Here is a 17,719-nt window from a genome sequence, read left to right as displayed (position 1 = left end):
GGACCATTGATAGGCAGCCCCCGCGCCGCCATCAATGCGGCGGCCCGCCCCACAGGAGTTCGCATGCAGCGCCCCATCGCCCTCGCCGCCGCAGGCATCGTCGCCACCATCGTCGGCGGCGCGCTGGTCGCCACCACGATCCTCGCGCCCTCGGACCGGCTCGCCGCCTGCCGCACCGGCAATGTCGCGGGCGGCTTCGACCGGCTCGGCGGGCCGTTCACCCTGCTCGACGGCGCCGGGCGCGAGGTCACGGACGCCGATGTCATCACCGAGCCGAGCCTCGTCTATTTCGGCTATACCTCCTGCCCGGACGTCTGCCCGATCGACAATGCCCGCAACGCCGCCGCCGTCGACATCCTCGCCGAGGATCACGGCATCGAGGCGCAGCCGGTCTTCATCACCGTCGATCCCGCGCGCGACACGCCGGAGGTGATGGGCGACTACGCCGCCAACATGCATCCCGAGATGGTCGGGCTGTCGGGCAGCGAGGAGCAGATCGCCGCCGCGGCCAAGGCCTATTCGACCTATTACGCCCGCGCCGACGACGATCCCGACTATTACCTGATGAACCACCAGACGATGACCTATCTGGTGCTGCCGGAGGCGGGCACGGTGGAGTTCTTCAAGCGCGACGACGGCCCCGAGGAGGTGGCGCGCCGCACCGCCTGCCTCGTCGAGGCGGTGGATTGACCCGGCAGGGGCCGAAGCTAGCTTCCCCGAACGTCCAAGAGGAGACCCGGACATGAACGCAGAGGCGATCGATCTCGGCCCGGACCCGAGCCTGCTGCTGGTCGATGACGACGAGGCCTTTCTGAAACGTCTCGGCAAGGCGATGGAAAAGCGCGGCTTCACGGTGACGCTCGCCGGCACGGTCGAGGAGGGGCGGCGCATCGCCACGCAGACCCCGCCGGCCTATGCGGTGGTCGATCTGCGGCTCGAGGACGGCAACGGGCTCGACGTGGTCGAGGTGCTGCGCGAAAGCCGCCCGGAGGCGCGGATCGTGGTGCTGACCGGCTATGGCGCCATCGCCACGGCGGTGGCGGCGGTGAAGATCGGCGCGACCGACTACCTGTCCAAGCCCGCCGATGCGACCGAGGTGACCAACGCGCTTCTGGCGCGCGACGACGCGTTGCCGCCGCCGCCCGAGAACCCGATGAGCGCCGACCGGGTGCGCTGGGAGCACATCCAGCGGGTCTACGAGCTGTGCGATCGCAATGTCAGCGAGACGGCGCGGCGTCTGGGCATGCATCGCCGCACCCTTCAGCGGATCCTGGCCAAGCGCAGCCCCCGCTGACGCCTGCCCGGGATGCACGCGGCACAAGTCTGGAGAGGCGGCTCCCGGCTTTGTCGGAACCCGTACAGACCGGATGCATCCGGACGTTTACTTTAGATCAGGAACGGCAGGGGTGGTACCCTCGTTTCGTGGGTTGATGAGTGCTGCTTGGTCGCTTGCAAGGGTCACGGCGCGGATGTGGGATCTCGGCTCGCTCCCTCGGGCGCCGAGTTCAACGGGAGGACCTTCCCCGTAGCCGTGACCCACTCCTCAGCATCCGTCGATGCACGGTCGTTCGGATCGACGCCCGGGTGATCCGTGCGCGATCTCAGGCTTCTCAGAACTATGAGGGCGATGCGGAGAGGTAGGCCGGGACGATGTGTTTCCCGGCCCTTTCCACGTCAAGCTGCCACTGACACGCGTTGCCTGGCCTCTACTGCGTCCGGCTTTGGCGTGGCCGCTGCGTAGGAGCCGCCAGCTCGTTCTGTCGAGACGTTCTCGATAGGCTTGAGCGTGATGCCCACTTTATCGGTACTGCTGATCAGGGAGATAACGGACTCCTGCATCATCCTGGCTTGCACCCGCTTGGCAGCTTCACGCGATGCGGCGATGTCCACATCTTCTTCGGCCTCTTGGACTTCCTCGGGACGAACAGTCGCGGTCAAGGAGTCATCAACCTTGTTCCAGCCCTTCTCCTTCGGGCCAGCACGCTCAAAGGCTCTGGAGTTTTCGGAGGCGCGACTGGCGACAGCCCCGGTTTCGTCAATGAAGCCATTCTCTTTGGCGCCATCCGGTCCTTGCGCGGCAGTTGCGCCAGCAGGCCCGGCAACTGGATCACCTCCACTCCTGGAGGCGTCCTTTGCCGCCTTTGCAGCAGCCTCGGCAGCTTCCTCGTCGGCCTTGGCCTGAGCCTTGGCCAGATCTTCTGCCTCCTCAGCGGCTTCCTTGGCTGCCTTTTCGGCTGCTTCAAGTGCCTCTTCCTCAGCCTTGGCCTGAGCCTTGGCCAGATCTTCTGCCTCCTCAGCGGCTTCCTTGGCTGCCTTTTCGGCTGCTTCAAGTGCCTCTTCCTCAGCCTTGGCCTGAGCCTTGGCCAGATCTTCTGCCTCCTCAGCGGCTTCCTTGGCTGCCTTTTCGGCTGCTTCAAGTGCCTCTTCCTCGGCCTTTGCCTGCGCCTCCGCTGCTTCCTCAGCGGCTTTGGCCTCGGCCTTTGCAATGTCTTCAGCGGCCTCCGCAGCCTCCTTGGCGGCTTTCGCTGCCGCTTCGAGTGCTTCCTCTTCGGCCTTTGCCTGAGCCTCTGCCGCTTCTTCTTGGACCTTCAGGGCAGCCTTCGCTGCGTCTCGCTCCGCCCTCGTCATGGTCGTCGTACTGGCAGAGTCACCGCTAGCATCTCCGGAAATATCCATGATGATCGCGGGGGAAGTTTGTGTGCCGCCAGAAGGCGATGGGTCAGTCGAAGCAGTGGTAGTGGATGCGGCATTCTGCGCGGCTTGCCAGAGCGGGTCGAGCTGCTGGCCAATGGTGGAGATCGTCATTCGGATATCCTCCTCTTTGACTTGCTCGAAACCTCTGCTGCTCAATAAAGGCGCAACTTGCCAACGAAACAGGCATTTCAAAGACTTTGTCCAAACGGTAAAATATTTACCAAGGAATGGTGGGGCCGCAGCCGCCGATCTGTCTCGGGTGGAAGGTGGAATCCGCTTCGTCTATCGTGAGACTGACATTCACGTCCTGCACCGCACGTACGCCCCACGCAGCCGCCACCCGCGCCGACCTTGCCCGAAGCAACTATAAGATCCTCGATGACGTGTAATGGCATCTCAGCTCGGTCGGCACCCGACGCTGGAAGTAGAAGATGCCATCCTTGAGGAAGCAGTGGGGGCAGAAATGTACTCCGGCATGTACTACGCCTTGGCTTGATCCGATCGAAAGCCGAGGCGAAACAATGCTTTGGAGATTTGGGTGGTGCCGCTGAAGGGACTCGAACCCCCGACCCCATCATTACGAATGACGTGCTCTACCAGCTGAGCTACAGCGGCGCCCGGGCGCCTCTTAGCACCCGGGCGGCGGGGGGAAAAGGGCTATTTTCGCCCTTCGGTCACGGCCTCCGCTGCCTCGGACCGGGCAGCGGTCTTGTCGCCGTGCGGCACCACGATCTCCGCCTCGTCCATCTCGCCGTCGCCGTTCGTGCGCGGCGTGGAGGCGGCGGCGTCGCGGGCGGGCAGGGGGGAGGCGGTCGCTCCGGCCTCGCGCACCTCGGCTACTGCGGGAACGGGCGGTTCGGCGCGGCCGACACCGCCGCCGACGATCAGCGGCAGCATTTCGGTGCCGCGCGGCAGCGTCGTGCCGCTGTCGGCCGGGCGGGTCCAGCCCAGCGTGTCGAAGGCATGACAGTTCGAGCAGACCGGTTCCCAGTGCTGGTGCACGTTGTGACAGTTCTCGCAGACCCATTGCGGGCCGCGCGGCGCGGTCAGCGCCCGGGTCAGCCAGCCGCGCACCACCGCGTCGTCGGCGCCGCGGCCGCGCTCGATCGCCGCCATCAGCGTCAGCACGCGGGCGGTGGGGTCGGTCTCGACCAGATCGCCGAGCGCGCGCCGCGCCTCGTTGAACTGCTCGGCCGCGATCATCAGCTCGGCCTCGAGCATCCGGGTTTCGGGGTGGTCGGGCCGCGCCTTGAGCAGCACCGAGAAGCGCTTGAGCCGGGCCTGCGCATCCTCCTCGGGGGCGATCTCGGCAAAGACCTGCGCGAGATCGGGATGCGGCTCCGCCTCCCAGGCCTTGCGGATCACCCGGGTGGCGTAGCGGGTGTTGCCGACGGCGAGGTAGCTGCGCGCGGCGAGCACGGCGGCGGGAATCAGGTCCGGCGACAGCCGGTTCGCCTCGATCGCCTTCTCGCGCATCTCGATGCTGGCGGTGTCGTCGATCACGTCGCGCGCCTCGGACAGCGCCAGCACCGCGTCGCGGCGCCGGACCACGTTGCGCGGCAGCGCGCCGGAGCGGCGCTTGGCCTCCAGCGTGGCACGGGCACCGGACCAGTCATGCGCCTCGGCCTGCAGCCGGAGCAGCGTGTCCTGCGTCTCGACATGGCGCGGCTTCAGCTCGAACGCCTTCTGGGCGAGCTTCATCGCGGTGTCGGTGTCACCCTCGGCGAGGCGCTGCCGCATCAGCCCGCGCACCCCGACAAAGCGGGTGCGGTCGATCTTCACCAGATCGCGATAAGCGCCCTCGGCGGTCTTGCGGTCGCCCACCAGCTCGGCGCCCTGGGCCACCAGGATCGAGGTGATCTCGGGGCGGCGCAGGTAGCGCTCGGCCTTGCGGCCCTTGGCCATCGCCGCCTCGCCCTCGCCCGCGGCCAGCGCGACGAGGCCGTCGCCCAGCGCCTTGTAGCCCTTGCGCTCGCGCGAGCGCGAGAACCAGCGGCTGACCGCGGTGTCGTCGCCATTGATGAAGTGCAGCAGGGCCAGGAGCAGGCCCAGCGCCTTGAACAGCAGCCAGCCGAGAAGCGCCAGCAATGCGATCGCCAGCACCAGCTGCAGCGGCCCGAGCGTGACCTCGTAGCCGGCCATGGCGATCTCGGCCCCGCCGGTCACGTCGGTGAGCCGCGCGGCGCCCCAGGTGAGGCCTGCCACGGCGGCGACGAAGGCCAGGATCTTGATCAGGGACAGGAGCATGTGCGGCGCCTCAATTCTCGGTCAGGGATTGCGACAGGGTGTCGGCGGCGGCGAGCGCCTCGGCACGGGTGCGGGCCGGGACGATCCAGTCGGACAGCGCCTCGCGGACCGGTTCGGGCAGCGCCGCGATCTCGTCGAGCGCCTCCTGCAGGCGACCGTCGCGCAGCGCCGCTTCGGCCCGCGACAGCACGGCGTCGGTGGTCTCGCCCTCGACCGGCGCGGTGGATCGCAGCTGCAGCGTGTCGCGGAAGAAACCGGCGACTCGGCCGCCCTCCTCGCCGGACAGCCCCTCGCGGCGGGCCCGGGCCAGGGCGGCGCGGGCCGGTTCGGGAAAGGCCTCGATCAGCTCGGAGCGGCTCGCCACGCCCTCGGCCGCGGGGGCGACGAGCCCCTGCGGGATTTCGGTGGGCGAGGTGGCCTGCAATTCCTCGAGCAGCGCCGGGTAGGGCTCGCCGGTTTCCAGCGCGGCCTCGATCTCGGCCAGTGTGGCGCGGGCCCGGGCGCGGGCGGCGACGGCGGCGGCCTCGGCCTCGATCTGTTCGGCAGTGCGACCGGCGGTGGCGACCTGCTGGGCGGCCTGTTCGGCCATCCCCGCGATCTCCTGCGCCTGCGCCTCGAGATCGGCGCGCAGCGCATCGACCTCGGCCTGCCAGCGGGCCACCGCCTCCCGCGCCAGAGTGCCGTCGGGGCCGGCGCTGGCCTCGGCTTCGGTGAGGCGGGTTTCGAGGGTCTCAATCCGGGTGTTCATCTCGGTCAGGCCGGTCTCGACGCCGTCGAGACGGGTGCCTAGCTCGGACAGCCCGGTCTCGCTTTGGGCGCGCAGGCCATCGAGCCCGTCGGCAAGAGGTGCAATCTCGCCCTCGATCGTCGCGAACCGCGCCTCGAATTCCTCGCCGCGCTGGCTGTTGTTGAGCCAGATCCAGCCCGCGCCGAGGCCCAGCGCCGCGGCGATCAGGCCGCCGAGCAGACCGGCCCCGAAGCCCGAGGCACGGCTCGGCGGAGCAGGGGTCTGCGGCGTCGCAGGCGTCGCGGCGGCGGGGTCGCGCGCGTCCGAGGTCCGGACGCTGGCGGGATCGCCGGTCTTCGAGGCCTTTTCGGCGCCCGTTGCGGCCGTTTCAGTGGTCCCTTCGGTGGGCTTGTCGGCCTCGGCCGCGCGCGGGCTGCGCGTCACGGCGGGCATCGCCCCGGCGGTGGGAGCTGCCGGGCGCGAGGTGGTGCCCAGATCCACCGCCGCGCTGGCCGGGCGCGGCGCGCTGGGCGTGGCGCCCTCCTTGACGGGCGTCGAGTTCTTGTCGGTCTCGGGGGCGGACGTGGTCCTGGGGGGCGTCGCGCCGCCCTGCGCGGTGCTGGAGCCGGGCGTAGTCGCGGGCGTGGCGGAGGTGGCTTCGCCGGGCGTGGCGGCGCTTTTCTCGCGGTCGGTCTCGCCGGATCGCGGTGCCGCGCCTGTCTTCGCACCGGCGGGCCTGCCGGGTGTGCCTGTCGTCTTTCGTGCCAAAACCCTGTCCCTTCCGTCCCCGATCGCGTCGGATTTATCCGTGCCGCCGCAGCATTTGCAGACCCTAGCCCGCCCCGTGCGGCGCCTCAAGCGCCGCCGCCCCGCATCGGGTCCCTGCAACCGAACGTCGCATAGGCCGCAAGGGTTGCGTCGATCATCGCATCCGCATCGGGGCGCGCCGCCAGCGTGACCGGCGGGCCGAGCTTCGATAGCGGTCTTGCTGCGGCGGCGCTGATCGCCACCAGCGCCAGCGGCGCGGCGATGGGCGCGCAGGCGGCGAGCAGCGCGGCGCTGCGCGGCGAAAACACCGGGGCGACGACCGGGGCGCGGCCCGACAGCAGGTCCCGCCCCGCCTCGGATAGGGGACGCGCGGTCTGGGCATAGACCACCGCCTCGTCGCAGCCGCGCCCGGCCGCGCGCAGCCGGTCCGCGAGATCGCCGCGCTGGTGGTCGCCGCGCAGATGCAGAAGCGGCCCCTCATCCGGTGCCTCCAGGATCGCGGCGAGCAGCGTCTCGGCGGAGCCGCCGCCCGGGCGCGGGTCGAGACCCGCCAGCCGCGCCGCCTGGGCGGTGCGCGGCCCGACGCACCATGCGGGCAGGCGGGCATAGCCCATGCGGGCCGCGCCCCATGCGCCGCGCTCGGAGGTCAGGATCAGCGCGGCGGGGCTGCGGGCCGGACGCGGCGGCGTCATCTCGTCGATCCGCATCAGCGGCGCGATCACCGCCCGAAGGTGCCGCCCGGCCCGGATCTCCAGCTCCGCCAGAAAGCGCTGCGCCGCCGGTTCGGGCCGCGTCAGCAGCAGGGTCGGCTCTGGCATCGCGGACATCCTCTCCCCTTCGCGGCATTGTTCGAGGCAGGCGGGGATGGTAGCTGCACGGGGCGCGGGCGCAAGCGGAGCGGACATGGCCAGACTCACCATCCTCGGCATCGAATCGAGCTGCGACGACAGCGCGGCGGCGGTGGTGCGACGCGAGGACGGCGCGGCGCGGGTGCTCTCCTCGGTGGTGCGCGGCCAGGCCGAGTTGCATGCCGCGTTCGGTGGCGTCGTGCCCGAGATCGCGGCGCGCGCCCATGCCGAGGTGCTCGATCACTGCGTCGAGGCGGCGCTGGAGCAGGCCGGCATCGGCATCGCCGATCTCGACGGCATTGCCGTGACCGCCGGGCCGGGGCTGATCGGCGGGGTGCTGTCGGGCGTGATGCTCGCCAAGGGGCTCTCGGCCGCCACCGGCCTGCCGCTGATCGGCGTCAACCATCTCGCGGGCCACGCGCTGACACCGCGGCTTACCGACGGGCTCGCATTTCCCTACCTGATGCTGCTGGTCTCGGGCGGGCATTGCCAGTTCCTCGTGGTCGAGGGCGATGACGCGTTCCGCCGGCTTGGCGGCACGATCGACGACGCGCCGGGCGAGGCCTTCGACAAGACCGCGCGGCTTCTGGGCCTGCCGCAGCCCGGCGGCCCGGCGGTCGAGGCCGAGGCACGGGCGGGCGATCCGGCCCGGATCGCGTTGCCGCGTCCGCTCTTCGACCGGCCCGGCTGCGACATGTCGTTCTCGGGCCTCAAGACCGCGCTGCTGCGGGCCCGCGACGCCGAGATGGCGGCGGCCGGCGGGTTGACCCGCGCCGCCCGCGCCGATCTCGCCGCGGGCTTTCAGGCGGCGGTGGTCGAGATCCTGCGCGAAAAGACCCGCCGGGCGCTGGACCTCTATCTCGAGCTGGCGCCGGCGCGCCCGGCCTTTGCCGTGGCGGGGGGCGTCGCCGCGAACGGCCCGATCCGCGCGGCGCTGCAGGAGCTCTGTGCCGAGCGCGGCGTGGCGTTCTCGGCGCCGCCGCTGGCGCTGTGCACCGACAACGCGGCGATGATCGCCTTCGCGGGGCTGGGTCGGCTCGCGGCGGGCGAGGCCGACGGGCTCGGGCTTGCGGCGCGGCCGCGCTGGCCGCTCGACGCGCGGGCGGCGCCGATGATCGGCTCGGGCCGCAAGGGGGCCAAGGCGTGAGGAGCACGGCATGAGGATCGGGATCGCGGGGGCGGGGGCCTTCGGCGCGGCGCTGGCGGTGACGCTGGCGCAGGCGGGGCGCGAGGTGACGCTCTGGGCCCGCGACGCGGCGGCCGTCGAGACGATGCGCGCGGCGCGGCGGGTGGCGCGGCTGCCGGAGGTGACGCTGCCCGAGGGCGTCGCGCCGGTCTCCGACCTCTCGGCGCTGTTCGCCTGCGACACGATCCTTCTCGCGCTGCCGGCGCAGGCGACGCGCGGCTTCGTCGCCGCCCATGCCGAGGCGCTCGCGGGCAAGGTGCTCGTGGCCTGCGCCAAGGGCATCGATCTGCACAGCCTGACCGGTCAGACCGCGATCATCGCCGAGGCGGTGCCATCGGCCACGCCGGCGCTTCTGACCGGGCCGAGCTTTGCGGCCGACATCGCGCGCGGCCTGCCCACCGCGCTGACGCTGGCCTGCGCCGACGCGCCCTGCGGCGCGGCGCTGCAGCACGCGCTCTCGACGCCCAGCCTCAGGCTCTACCGCACGGCGGACGTCACCGGCGCCGAGCTGGGCGGCGCGCTCAAGAACGTCGTCGCCATCGCCTGCGGCGCCTGCATCGGTGCAGGTCTGGGCGACAGCGCCCGCGCCGCGCTGATGACCCGCGGCTTTGCCGAGATGCAGCGCCTCGCCGCCAGTCTCGGCGCGCGGCCCGAGACGTTGATGGGCCTGTCGGGCTTCGGTGATCTGGTGCTGACCTGCTCGTCGGATTTGTCGCGCAACTACCGCTACGGCCTCGCGCTGGGCCGGGGCGAAAGCTTCGACGCCGCCACCACGGTCGAGGGTGCCGCGACCGCGCGCGCCGTCACCGGTCTGGCGAAGGCGCGCGGACTCGACATGCCGATCTCGGCCGTGACCGCGCGCATGGTCGCGGGCGAGCTGACCCCGCTGCAGGCGCTCGACGCGCTGATCAACAGACCCCTCAAGGAGGAACGAGAATGAGCTTTGCCCTGATCACCCGCGACAAGCCGGGCGCGCTACAGATCCGCCGCGACACCCGCGAGGCGCATCTGGAGTATATCGAGGCCACCGGCGTGGTGACCATGGCCGGGCCGTTCCTCGACGTGAATGGCGAGATGGACGGATCGCTGGTGGTCCTCGACGTCGCGGATCTGCAGGCGGCGCAGGACTGGGCCGAGAACGACCCCTATGCCCGGGCCGGGCTGTTCGAGAGCGTCGAGATCCGCGCCTGGAAGAAGGTGATCGGCTGATGCGCTACTGGCTGTTCAAATCCGAGCCGAACGTCTGGAGCTGGGACCAGCAGGTCGCCAAGGGCGAGGCCGGCGAGGAGTGGGATGGGATCCGCAACTACCAGGCCCGCAACTTCATGCGCGAGATGAAGATCGGCGACCGCGGCTTCTTCTACCATTCGAACATCGGCAAGGAGGCGGTGGGCGTGGTCGAAGTCTGCGCCACGATCCATCCCGACAGCTCGACCGAGGATCCGCGCTGGGAATGCGTCGACATCCGCGCGCTCTACAAGCTGAGCCGGGCGGTGAGCCTCGACGAGATCAAGGCCGAGCCGCGGCTGGCGCAGATGGTGCTGGTGAACAATTCGCGCCTCTCGGTGCAGCCGGTGACCGAGGATGAGTGGCGCGTGATCCACGAACTCGCGGGATCTCTGGCCGAGGCATAGCGCCCGGCCGGCAAACGCGGCACTCTGGGACAAAACCCGGAGGGACCTCGTATGGCGATACTCTCGATCCTGCTGGCGGCGCTGGCCTCCTTCGCGCTGGGCGCGGTGTGGTACATGGCGCTGGCCAAGCCGTGGATGGCGGCCTCCGGGGTCCCGGTGGGCGCCGACGGCAAGCCGGCCAACAGCGGCTCGCCGGTGCCCTATCTCGTCTCCTTCATCGCGATGCTGATCATCGCGGCCACGATGCGCTACGGCTTCGGGCTGGCGGGGATCGCGACTCCGATCGGCGGCTTTTTCGGCGGGCTGGCGGTCGGGGCGCTGTTCATCGCGCCCTGGATCACGCTCAACATCGGTTACTCGAACCGGCCATGGTTCCTAGCGGGGATCGATGGCGGCTATGCCGCGCTGGGCTGCGCGGTGATGGGGCTGGTGCTCGGGCTGTTCTGAGGCGGCATACGGGGGGCGGCGGGGTCGCCAGCACCCCCGTTCTCACCCGCGGACTCCCACCCGGCGGATCTGCGAAAACTGGGGTCTGGCCGTCCTGGCCGACGTTACCTGCTTAGGCCGGAGCGGGATTCGACGCAACGTTTCGATGTCGCGAAGTCGGTTCGAATGCCCCGCGTCTTGTCGGGAACTGCCCGGATATCCTGCCGTTTGGGAAGGGGATACGACGCAGGAGGCCCGCCATGGAGATCGCGATCGGCAACCAGATCGGCGCCGCCCTCGTGGCGTTGATCTTCGCCTCGGTGCATCTGCTGAGCCCCCGGCTGGTCTTTCTCGACCGCACGCCGCGCAGCGTCTGGCTCTCAACCGCGGGGGGCGTCTCGGTCGCCTATGTCTTCGTGCATCTCCTGCCCGAATTGGCCGAGTTCGGTGAACTTGCCGGCGAGGGCGAAACCGAGGAGGGCGCGCTCGAGGTCTGGATCTACCTCCTGGCGCTGAGCGGCCTCGTGGTGTTCTACGCGCTGGAGCGCATGGCGCAGCGCCATGCCGGGCACCGCCGCGCGACGGAATCCGCGGCCGGGGCGTTCTGGCTGCATCTGGCGGGCTTCGCGATCTACAACTTCCTCGTGGGCTACCTGCTCGAAGAGCAGCTGCGCGAGGAAGGACTGGGCGGCATGCTGCTCTATGCCTTGGCGCTGGGGCTGCATTTCGTCGTCAACGACCGGGCGCTCTATGCTCATCACGGCCCGAGATACCTGCGCGAGGGGCGCTGGTTGCTGGCGGCGGCGGTGCTGCTCGGTTTCGCGGCGAGCCTCGGCTACGAGATTCCGCAGGGCTGGATCGCCGGGGCGTTCGGTTTCTTGGCCGGTTCGGTGGTGCTCAACGTCATCAAGGAGGAGCTGCCGGAGGAGCGCGAGAGCCGTCTCTGGGCCTTCGCGCTGGGGGCCGGGCTCTACGCGGCGCTGCTGATCCTCGCCTGATCGCTAGTAGCGGTAATGCTCGGGCTTGAACGGGCCCTCGACCGGCACGCCGATATAGTCGGCCTGCTCGCGCCTGAGCTCCGTCAGCTTCGCGCCGACCCGTGCCAGATGCAGCCGCGCCACCTTCTCGTCGAGCGCCTTGGGCAGCACGAAGACGCCGGGCCGATACTCCTGTCCCCTGGTCCAGAGCTCGATCTGCGCCAGCACCTGGTTGGTGAAGCTGGCCGACATCACGAAGGAGGGGTGGCCGGTGGCGTTGCCGAGATTGAGGAGCCGCCCTTCGGAGAGCAGGATGATCCGGTTGCCCGAGGGCATCTCGACCATGTCGACCTGATCCTTGATCCGGGTCCATTTGTGGTTGCGCAGCGCGGCGACCTGAATCTCGTTGTCGAAATGGCCGATATTGCCGAGGATCGCCATATCCTTCATCTCGCGCATGTGCTCGATGCGGATCACGTCGCGGTTGCCGGTAGCGGTGACGAAGATGTCGGCCGTCGCCACCTCGTCCTCGAGCAGCACCACCTCGTAGCCATCCATCGCCGCCTGCAGCGCGCAGATCGGGTCGGCCTCGGTGACCTTCACCCGCGCCCCGGCGCCGCGCAGGCTCGCGGCCGAGCCCTTGCCGACATCGCCATAGCCGCAGACCACCGCGACCTTGCCGGCCATCATCGTGTCGGTGGCGCGGCGGATGCCGTCAACGAGGCTCTCGCGGCAGCCATAGCGGTTGTCGAATTTCGACTTGGTGACGCTGTCGTTCACGTTGATCGCCGGGAAGGGCAGCCGCCCCTCGCGGTGCAGCTCGTAGAGCCTGTGCACGCCGGTCGTGGTCTCCTCGGAGACGCCGCGCAGCGCGTCGCGCTGCCGGGTGAACCAGCCGGGACTCTGGTCGAGCCGTTTGCGGATCTGGTCGAACAGCGCGGTTTCCTCCTCGGAGGTCGGCACCTCGATCAGCCCGGTCTCGCCCGCCTCGACCCGCGCCCCCGTGAGGATGTACATCGTGGCGTCGCCGCCATCGTCGAGGATCAGGTTCGCGCCCTCGTCGAACTGGAAGATCCGGTCGGTATAGGCCCAGTACTCGGCGAGGCTCTCGCCCTTCACCGCGAAGACCGGCGTGCCGGCTCGGGCGATGGCGGCGGCGGCGTGGTCCTGTGTCGAGAAGATATTGCACGAGGCCCATCGTACCTCGGCGCCCAGCGCGATCAGGGTCTCGATCAGCACGGCGGTCTGGATCGTCATGTGCAGCGATCCGGCGATGCGCGCGCCTTGCAGCGGCCGGCTGTCGCCATATTCCGCGCGCAGCGCCATCAGCCCCGGCATCTCGGTTTCCGCGATCTCGATCTCCTTGCGGCCCCAATCGGCCAGCGAGATGTCCTTGACGATGTGATCGCGATCCATGCGGGGCCTCCTCGCGCAGGGGACGTGTCCCTCGCTTGACGTAGCATCCCCCTCGGCGGCTTGGCAATCGCGGCGGCGTTGAAGCGGGTCGGCGCGTCGTGCTAGCGCATCACCGGCCAGTACCGGGAGAGCGCCGATGGGAATGACCTGCACGAGCGACCGGCCGGCGCGGCACCGCCGCGCGGTGGTGTTCGCCTGCGACGAGGGCTATCTGCCCTATGCGCTCTTCGCGATCTCGCGCATCGCCGCGCTGCATCCCGAACGCGATTTCGACATCTGCCTGTGCACCGGCGTCTCGCCGGTCGATATCCCGGCCAGCCTCGCGCATCTCGACATCCGGCTTTGCCAAGTCGATGTGGGTGACATGTTCGAGGGGCTCCGGCTCGATCCCGGCCGCAGCCCGGATGTCTATCTCCGCCTCGCGCTGCCACAGGCGCTCGGCGCGGATTACGAGCGCATCCTCTATCTCGACAGCGACATCCACGTGCAGGGCGGCGATTTCTCGGCGTTGCTCTCGGTGGATCTGGGCGGCCGCCCGCTGGGCGCGGTCCGCGACAACACCCAATGGCGCACGCCGAGCCGGCGGCCGGCGCAGTTCCGGGTGCTGGGCCTGCCGGTGGCACGCTATTTCAACGCGGGCGTGCTCCTGATGGACGTGCCGCGCTATCTGGAGGCCGATCTGCTGGCGCGCTGCGTGGCGCTGGGCCGGGCCGAGGCAGGGCGGATGATCCGGCACGACCAGAATCTCTACAACGCGGTGCTGCAGGGCGACTGGGCCGAGCTCTCGCCCGCATGGAACTGGCAATACACCTGGGCGTCGCGCTTCTTCGAAGCGATGCAGACCGCGCATGTGGTGCATTTCATCGGCAAGCGAAAGCCGTGGAAGGATGCCGAGGGCGAGCTGCCGCCCCGCTTCGCCCGCGAGATGGGCGCCTTTCTGGCGCGGCACTGGCCCGACCGGCCCCCTGTCCCGGTGGGACCCGGACCCGCCCATGACGCGCGGCTGATGCGCAAGCACCTGCTCAAGCATCTGGTCGCGGCGCCGGCGATGGCGCGCTATCTCGCGCGGTTTCCCGACGATCTGACGGTGCGCGCATGAGCGATGCGGCCACCCGCCCCGCCCAGCATCCCGACGCCGCGATCTTCGCCTGCGACGCGGGTCATCTCGCCTATGCCTATGCCGCCGCCATGGGCATCCACCATGCCGAGCCGGAGCGTCGCTTCGACATCGTGATCGCCACGCCGGATCTGACCCCGGTGCCCGAGGTGGCGCGGCGGGGGCCGATCCGGTTCCGGCGGATCGACGTCTCGGCGATCCCGCCGTTCAGGCATGGCAATCCGCGGATCACCGTCGGCACCTTCTTCCGGCACCTGCTGCCGGAGATCCTGCGCGACGAGTATGGCGCGCTGTTCTACATGGACACCGATACCTGGATGCGGCGGCCCGGCCTGCAGGGCCTGTTCGAGCGGCGGCCGCGCGGCGTGCCGCTGGCTGCCGTCGCCTCCTTCATCTACCGGCCCGACCTGCTGGAGCGCCCGCACCCGGTCAGCCCGCGCGCGGAGCGGGTGCTCGGTGCCTTTGCCGGGACGAACGGCGCCTATTGGCAGTCGGGCGTGCAGATGATCGACATCGAGGCGCATCTGAAGGCGCGCGTGGCCGAGCGCCTGTTTGGCTATGTCGAGACGCATCACGACCTGCTGGAGCGGCACCGGCTTGGCGATCAGGGCGCGCTCAACGCGGTCTTCGCGGACGAGATCGTGCCGCTGAGCCCGTTGTGGAACTGGCATCACGAGGATTGGCATCACCCGGACCTGCTTGAGCGGTTCGACCCGCATATCCTGCATTTCACCGGGCGCGCCAAGCCGTGGATGCTGGCAGACGAGCCGCTGGTGGGCGAGGTGAACCCCGATTGGTTCGCGGCGCTGTCGCAATGGTCACCCGATTTCACCCCCGAGGCCCGGCGCGGCAGCGCCGCATGGTTCGAGGCCAACCCGGTGTTCCGACTGCGACCGCTCGATGCGCTACACCGCCGCGCGCATGTCGCGGTGATGCGCCACAAGGCGCGGCACCTCGCGATCGGCGCCTCGGGGCAGGCGGCGATGCAGGCGCTGATCGACGCGGCGGAGGTGGCGTGAGCCGTGGCCGTGCGCCCCGGGCCTGGCAGCGGATGCTGTCGGGGCGCAGGCTCGACCTGCTCGACCCGACTCCGATGGATATCGAGATTTCCGACATCGCCCATGGGCTCGCCTTCGTGGCGCGGTGGAACGGCCAGACCCGTGGCGATTTCGCCTATTCGGTGGCCGAGCATTCGCTGCTGGTCGAGGAGATCTTCGCGCATTGCTACCCGGCGGCGGGCCCGCGCGACAGGCTGGCGGCGCTCCTGCACGACGCGCCCGAATACGTGATCGGCGACATGATCTCGCCGGTGAAGGCGGCGGTGGGGCCGGGCTACGGGGCGCTCGACGCGCGGCTGACGGCGGCGATCCACCTGCGCTTCGGCCTGCCGGCGGTGCTGCCCGCCGAGCTCAAGAAACGGATCAAGCGGGCCGACAAGATTTCCGCTTGGCTCGAAGCCACGCGGATCGCTGGCTTCTCGGAGCGCGAGGCCGACCGCCTGTTCGGCAGGCTCGACCGCGACCTCGCCGCGCGCTTCGAGATCCGGCTCAGACCCCCGCGCGAGACGCGCGAGGGCTTCGTGGCCCGCCACGAGGACCTGATCGCGCTGATCTAGGGTCTTTAGTTCACGAAAGGCGCATCCGCGCCCCACAACTCGCGCACCCGGAAATCCCGTCCGCAGCCCTCGCGGTAGCGCTTGTAGGCCTCGGATTTCGGCACGAAGAGCCCGACCGAGGAAACGGCAAGCCGCTCGGAGGATTTGTAGTAGTCCTGATGATAGCTGCCGGCGGGATAGAATGGCGCGTCGCCGAGGATCGGCGTGACGATCTCGCGGCCCAGCGCCTGCTCGGCCGCCCGCTTGGCGGCCTCGGCGGCGGCCCGATCTCCCGCATCCGCGAAGATCGCGGTGCGGTAGGATGGGCCTCGGTCGCAGAACTGACCGCCCGCATCGGTCGGGTCGATCGAGCGGAAGAACAGGTCGTAGAGCTGCCGGGCCTGCACCTTCGAGGGGTCGTAGGTGATCTCGACCACCTCGTAATGGCCGGTGCCGCCGCTGGTCACCTGCTCATAGGTCGGGTTCGCGGTGTCGCCGCCCGCAAAGCCCGACACCGCCTCGATCACGCCATCGACCTTCTCGAAATCGGCCTCGACGCACCAGAAGCAGCCGCCCGCGACGGTGATGGTCTCGGGAGCCTGCGCCTGCGCCATCGGCGCGATGAGGGCCAAGGTGGCGGCAAGGCACGAAATCCTGTGGCGTAGCATGGCAAACTCCCTGTCCGGTCGTCCTCCATGCTGTCGCAGGCTGCCGATGCCGCAAGACAATGCTGCGTGATCCGGGCGTGACCCTTGGCTACTTTGTTCCTCAAATACGCAAATCCCGCCCTGTCGACCGGCGCCGCGCCCGAGGGCCCGGCGCCGACAGGTCACTTCACCCGGCGATTCCGGGCGGCAAGCAGCTTCAGCCGCAGCGCGTTGAGCTGGATGAAGCCCTTGGCGTCGACCTGATCATAGGCGCCGGCATCTTCCTCGAAGGTCACATGCGCCTCGGAATAGAGGCTGTGATCGGACCAGCGGGCGATGGTGCGCGCCGAGCCCTTGTAGAGCTTCAGCCGGACGGTGCCGGTGACGTGCTCCTGGCTCTTGTCGATCAGCGCCTGCAGCATCTCGCGCTCGGGGCTGAACCAGAAGCCGTTGTAGATCAGCTCGGCATAGCGCGGCATGATCGAATCCTTGAGGTGACCGGCGCCGGAATCCAGCGTGATCTGCTCGATGCCGCGATGCGCCTCGAGCAGGATCGTGCCGCCGGGCGTCTCGTAGATGCCGCGCGACTTCATCCCGACGAAGCGGTTCTCGACGAGGTCGAGCCGGCCCACGCCGTGCTTGCCGCCCAGCTCGTTGAGCCTGGTGAGGATCGTCGCGGGGCTCATCGCCTCGCCATTGATCGAGACCGCGTCGCCCTTCTCGAAGCCGATCTCGACGATCTCGGGCTCGTTCGGGGCATCCTCGGGGTTCACGGTGCGCTGGTAGACGTAGTCCGGCGCCTCGTCGGCCGGGTTTTCCAGCACCTTTCCCTCGGAGGAGGTGTGCAGCAGGTTGGCGTCGACCGAGAAGGGCGCCTCGCCGCGCTTGTCCTTGGCGATCGGGATCTGGTGCTGTTCGGCGAACTCGATCAGCCGGGTGCGCGAGGTCAGGTCCCATTCGCGCCACGGCGCGATCACCTTGATCTCGGGGTTGAGCGCGTAGGCCGCGAGCTCGAAGCGGACCTGGTCGTTGCCCTTGCCGGTGGCGCCATGGGCCACGGCGTCGGCGCCCTCGGCCTCGGCGATCTCGACGAGGCGCTTGGAGATCAGCGGCCGGGCGATCGAGGTGCCGAGCAGGTAGAGCCCCTCGTAGAGCGCGTTGGCGCGGAACATCGGGAAGACGAAGTCGCGCACGAACTCTTCGCGCAGGTCCTCGATATGGATCGAGGTCGCGCCCATCATCTCGGCCTTCTTGCGCGCCGGCTCCAGCTCCTCGCCCTGGCCGAGATCGGCGGTGAAGGTCACCACCTCGCAGCCATATTCGGTCTGCAGCCATTTCAGGATGATCGAGGTGTCGAGACCGCCGGAATAGGCGAGGACGACCTTCTTCGGGGCGGGCTGGGCGGCCATGGGCAATTCTCCTAAGGGACGTTCAGGGG

Annotated in this window: 18 protein-coding genes and 1 tRNA gene; 11 read left to right on the top strand and 8 right to left on the bottom strand. The window is 69.5% G+C overall.

Annotation, left to right across the window (positions count from 1 at the left end):
• Nucleotides 1-63 precede the first annotated feature (63 nt).
• Together O4G76_RS10765 and O4G76_RS10760 are read left to right on the top strand one after the other, a co-directional pair.
• Complete coding sequence (locus O4G76_RS10765; RefSeq protein WP_269397332.1) at nt 64-690, top strand: SCO family protein; 627 nt, start codon at nt 64-66, stop codon at nt 688-690.
• A 52-nt stretch (nt 691-742) separates the two neighbouring features.
• Entirely contained in the window at nt 743-1,294 is a 552-nt protein-coding gene (locus tag O4G76_RS10760) for an ActR/PrrA/RegA family redox response regulator transcription factor (protein WP_085895205.1), read from the top strand.
• 380 nt (nt 1,295-1,674) lie between these two features.
• Here O4G76_RS10760 and O4G76_RS10755 read toward each other — a convergent pair whose 3' ends face one another.
• The 5 genes from O4G76_RS10755 to O4G76_RS10735 form a co-directional block, all read right to left on the bottom strand.
• Nucleotides 1,675-2,805 (bottom strand): hypothetical protein, encoded by a 1,131-nt coding sequence (locus tag O4G76_RS10755; protein ID WP_269397331.1) that lies wholly within the window; start codon nt 2,803-2,805, stop codon nt 1,675-1,677.
• Nucleotides 2,806-3,233: 428 nt separating this feature from the next.
• Nucleotides 3,234-3,309: transfer RNA gene (locus O4G76_RS10750), tRNA-Thr, on the bottom strand.
• A gap of 42 nt (nt 3,310-3,351) precedes the next feature.
• On the bottom strand, nt 3,352-4,941 hold the full coding sequence (locus O4G76_RS10745; RefSeq protein WP_269397330.1) for a heme biosynthesis protein HemY: 1,590 nt from the start codon (nt 4,939-4,941) through the stop codon (nt 3,352-3,354).
• Between the two features lie 10 nt (nt 4,942-4,951).
• Entirely contained in the window at nt 4,952-6,436 is a 1,485-nt protein-coding gene (locus tag O4G76_RS10740) for a COG4223 family protein (RefSeq protein ID WP_269397329.1), read from the bottom strand.
• Nucleotides 6,437-6,522: 86 nt separating this feature from the next.
• Complete coding sequence (locus O4G76_RS10735; protein ID WP_269397328.1) at nt 6,523-7,254, bottom strand: uroporphyrinogen-III synthase; 732 nt, start codon at nt 7,252-7,254, stop codon at nt 6,523-6,525.
• 85 nt (nt 7,255-7,339) lie between these two features.
• On the opposite strand from O4G76_RS10735, the gene tsaD reads away from it, so the two are divergent.
• The 6 genes from tsaD (at nt 7,340) to O4G76_RS10705 (ending at nt 11,528) form a co-directional block, all read left to right on the top strand.
• Entirely contained in the window at nt 7,340-8,431 is a 1,092-nt protein-coding gene (tsaD, locus tag O4G76_RS10730) for a tRNA (adenosine(37)-N6)-threonylcarbamoyltransferase complex transferase subunit TsaD (RefSeq protein WP_269397327.1), read from the top strand.
• A 10-nt stretch (nt 8,432-8,441) separates the two neighbouring features.
• Nucleotides 8,442-9,410, top strand: a complete 969-nt coding sequence (locus O4G76_RS10725) for an NAD(P)H-dependent glycerol-3-phosphate dehydrogenase (RefSeq protein ID WP_269397326.1) — start codon at nt 8,442-8,444, stop codon at nt 9,408-9,410.
• The gene (locus O4G76_RS10720; protein WP_269397325.1) at nt 9,407-9,679 is read left to right on the top strand and encodes a YciI family protein; all 273 of its coding nucleotides are present in this window, start codon (nt 9,407-9,409) and stop codon (nt 9,677-9,679) included. The genes O4G76_RS10725 and O4G76_RS10720 overlap by 4 nt, the downstream gene beginning before the upstream one ends.
• Nucleotides 9,679-10,104 (top strand): EVE domain-containing protein, encoded by a 426-nt coding sequence (locus O4G76_RS10715; RefSeq protein WP_269397324.1) that lies wholly within the window; start codon nt 9,679-9,681, stop codon nt 10,102-10,104. Before O4G76_RS10720 ends, O4G76_RS10715 begins: the two co-directional genes overlap by 1 nt.
• A gap of 51 nt (nt 10,105-10,155) precedes the next feature.
• Complete coding sequence (locus O4G76_RS10710; protein WP_269397323.1) at nt 10,156-10,551, top strand: DUF1761 domain-containing protein; 396 nt, start codon at nt 10,156-10,158, stop codon at nt 10,549-10,551.
• 239 nt (nt 10,552-10,790) lie between these two features.
• Nucleotides 10,791-11,528, top strand: a complete 738-nt coding sequence (locus tag O4G76_RS10705; protein ID WP_269397322.1) for a hypothetical protein — start codon at nt 10,791-10,793, stop codon at nt 11,526-11,528.
• A gap of 3 nt (nt 11,529-11,531) precedes the next feature.
• Here the strand turns inward: O4G76_RS10705 and ahcY are convergent, their stop codons facing one another.
• Entirely contained in the window at nt 11,532-12,923 is a 1,392-nt protein-coding gene (gene ahcY, locus O4G76_RS10700) for an adenosylhomocysteinase (RefSeq protein ID WP_269397321.1), read from the bottom strand.
• A gap of 136 nt (nt 12,924-13,059) precedes the next feature.
• On the opposite strand from ahcY, the gene O4G76_RS10695 reads away from it, so the two are divergent.
• From O4G76_RS10695 to O4G76_RS10685, 3 genes are read left to right on the top strand one after another with little or no spacing between them, the layout of a single operon-like run.
• Nucleotides 13,060-14,022: a glycosyltransferase family 8 protein gene (locus O4G76_RS10695; protein WP_269397320.1), complete on the top strand. Its 963-nt coding sequence runs from the start codon at nt 13,060-13,062 to the stop codon at nt 14,020-14,022.
• Nucleotides 14,019-15,059: a glycosyltransferase gene (locus tag O4G76_RS10690; RefSeq protein ID WP_269397319.1), complete on the top strand. Its 1,041-nt coding sequence runs from the start codon at nt 14,019-14,021 to the stop codon at nt 15,057-15,059. The genes O4G76_RS10695 and O4G76_RS10690 overlap by 4 nt, the downstream gene beginning before the upstream one ends.
• A gap of 32 nt (nt 15,060-15,091) precedes the next feature.
• Nucleotides 15,092-15,655 carry an HD family hydrolase gene (locus tag O4G76_RS10685; RefSeq protein ID WP_269397411.1) on the top strand — a complete coding sequence of 188 codons (564 nt, stop codon included), beginning with the start codon at nt 15,092-15,094 and terminating at the stop codon, nt 15,653-15,655.
• Nucleotides 15,656-15,660: 5 nt separating this feature from the next.
• Here O4G76_RS10685 and msrA read toward each other — a convergent pair whose 3' ends face one another.
• Nucleotides 15,661-16,302 (bottom strand): peptide-methionine (S)-S-oxide reductase MsrA, encoded by a 642-nt coding sequence (gene msrA, locus O4G76_RS10680; protein ID WP_269397318.1) that lies wholly within the window; start codon nt 16,300-16,302, stop codon nt 15,661-15,663.
• Nucleotides 16,303-16,463: 161 nt separating this feature from the next.
• On the bottom strand, nt 16,464-17,690 hold the full coding sequence (locus O4G76_RS10675; RefSeq protein WP_269397317.1) for an argininosuccinate synthase: 1,227 nt from the start codon (nt 17,688-17,690) through the stop codon (nt 16,464-16,466).
• Nucleotides 17,691-17,719 lie beyond the last annotated feature (29 nt).

Source organism: Limimaricola sp. G21655-S1 (genome assembly GCF_027213785.1).
Taxonomy (GTDB): Bacteria; Pseudomonadota; Alphaproteobacteria; order Rhodobacterales; family Rhodobacteraceae; genus Limimaricola.
Note: the sequence above shows the minus strand (reverse complement) of the source record. Positions and strands in the feature narration are given on the sequence as shown.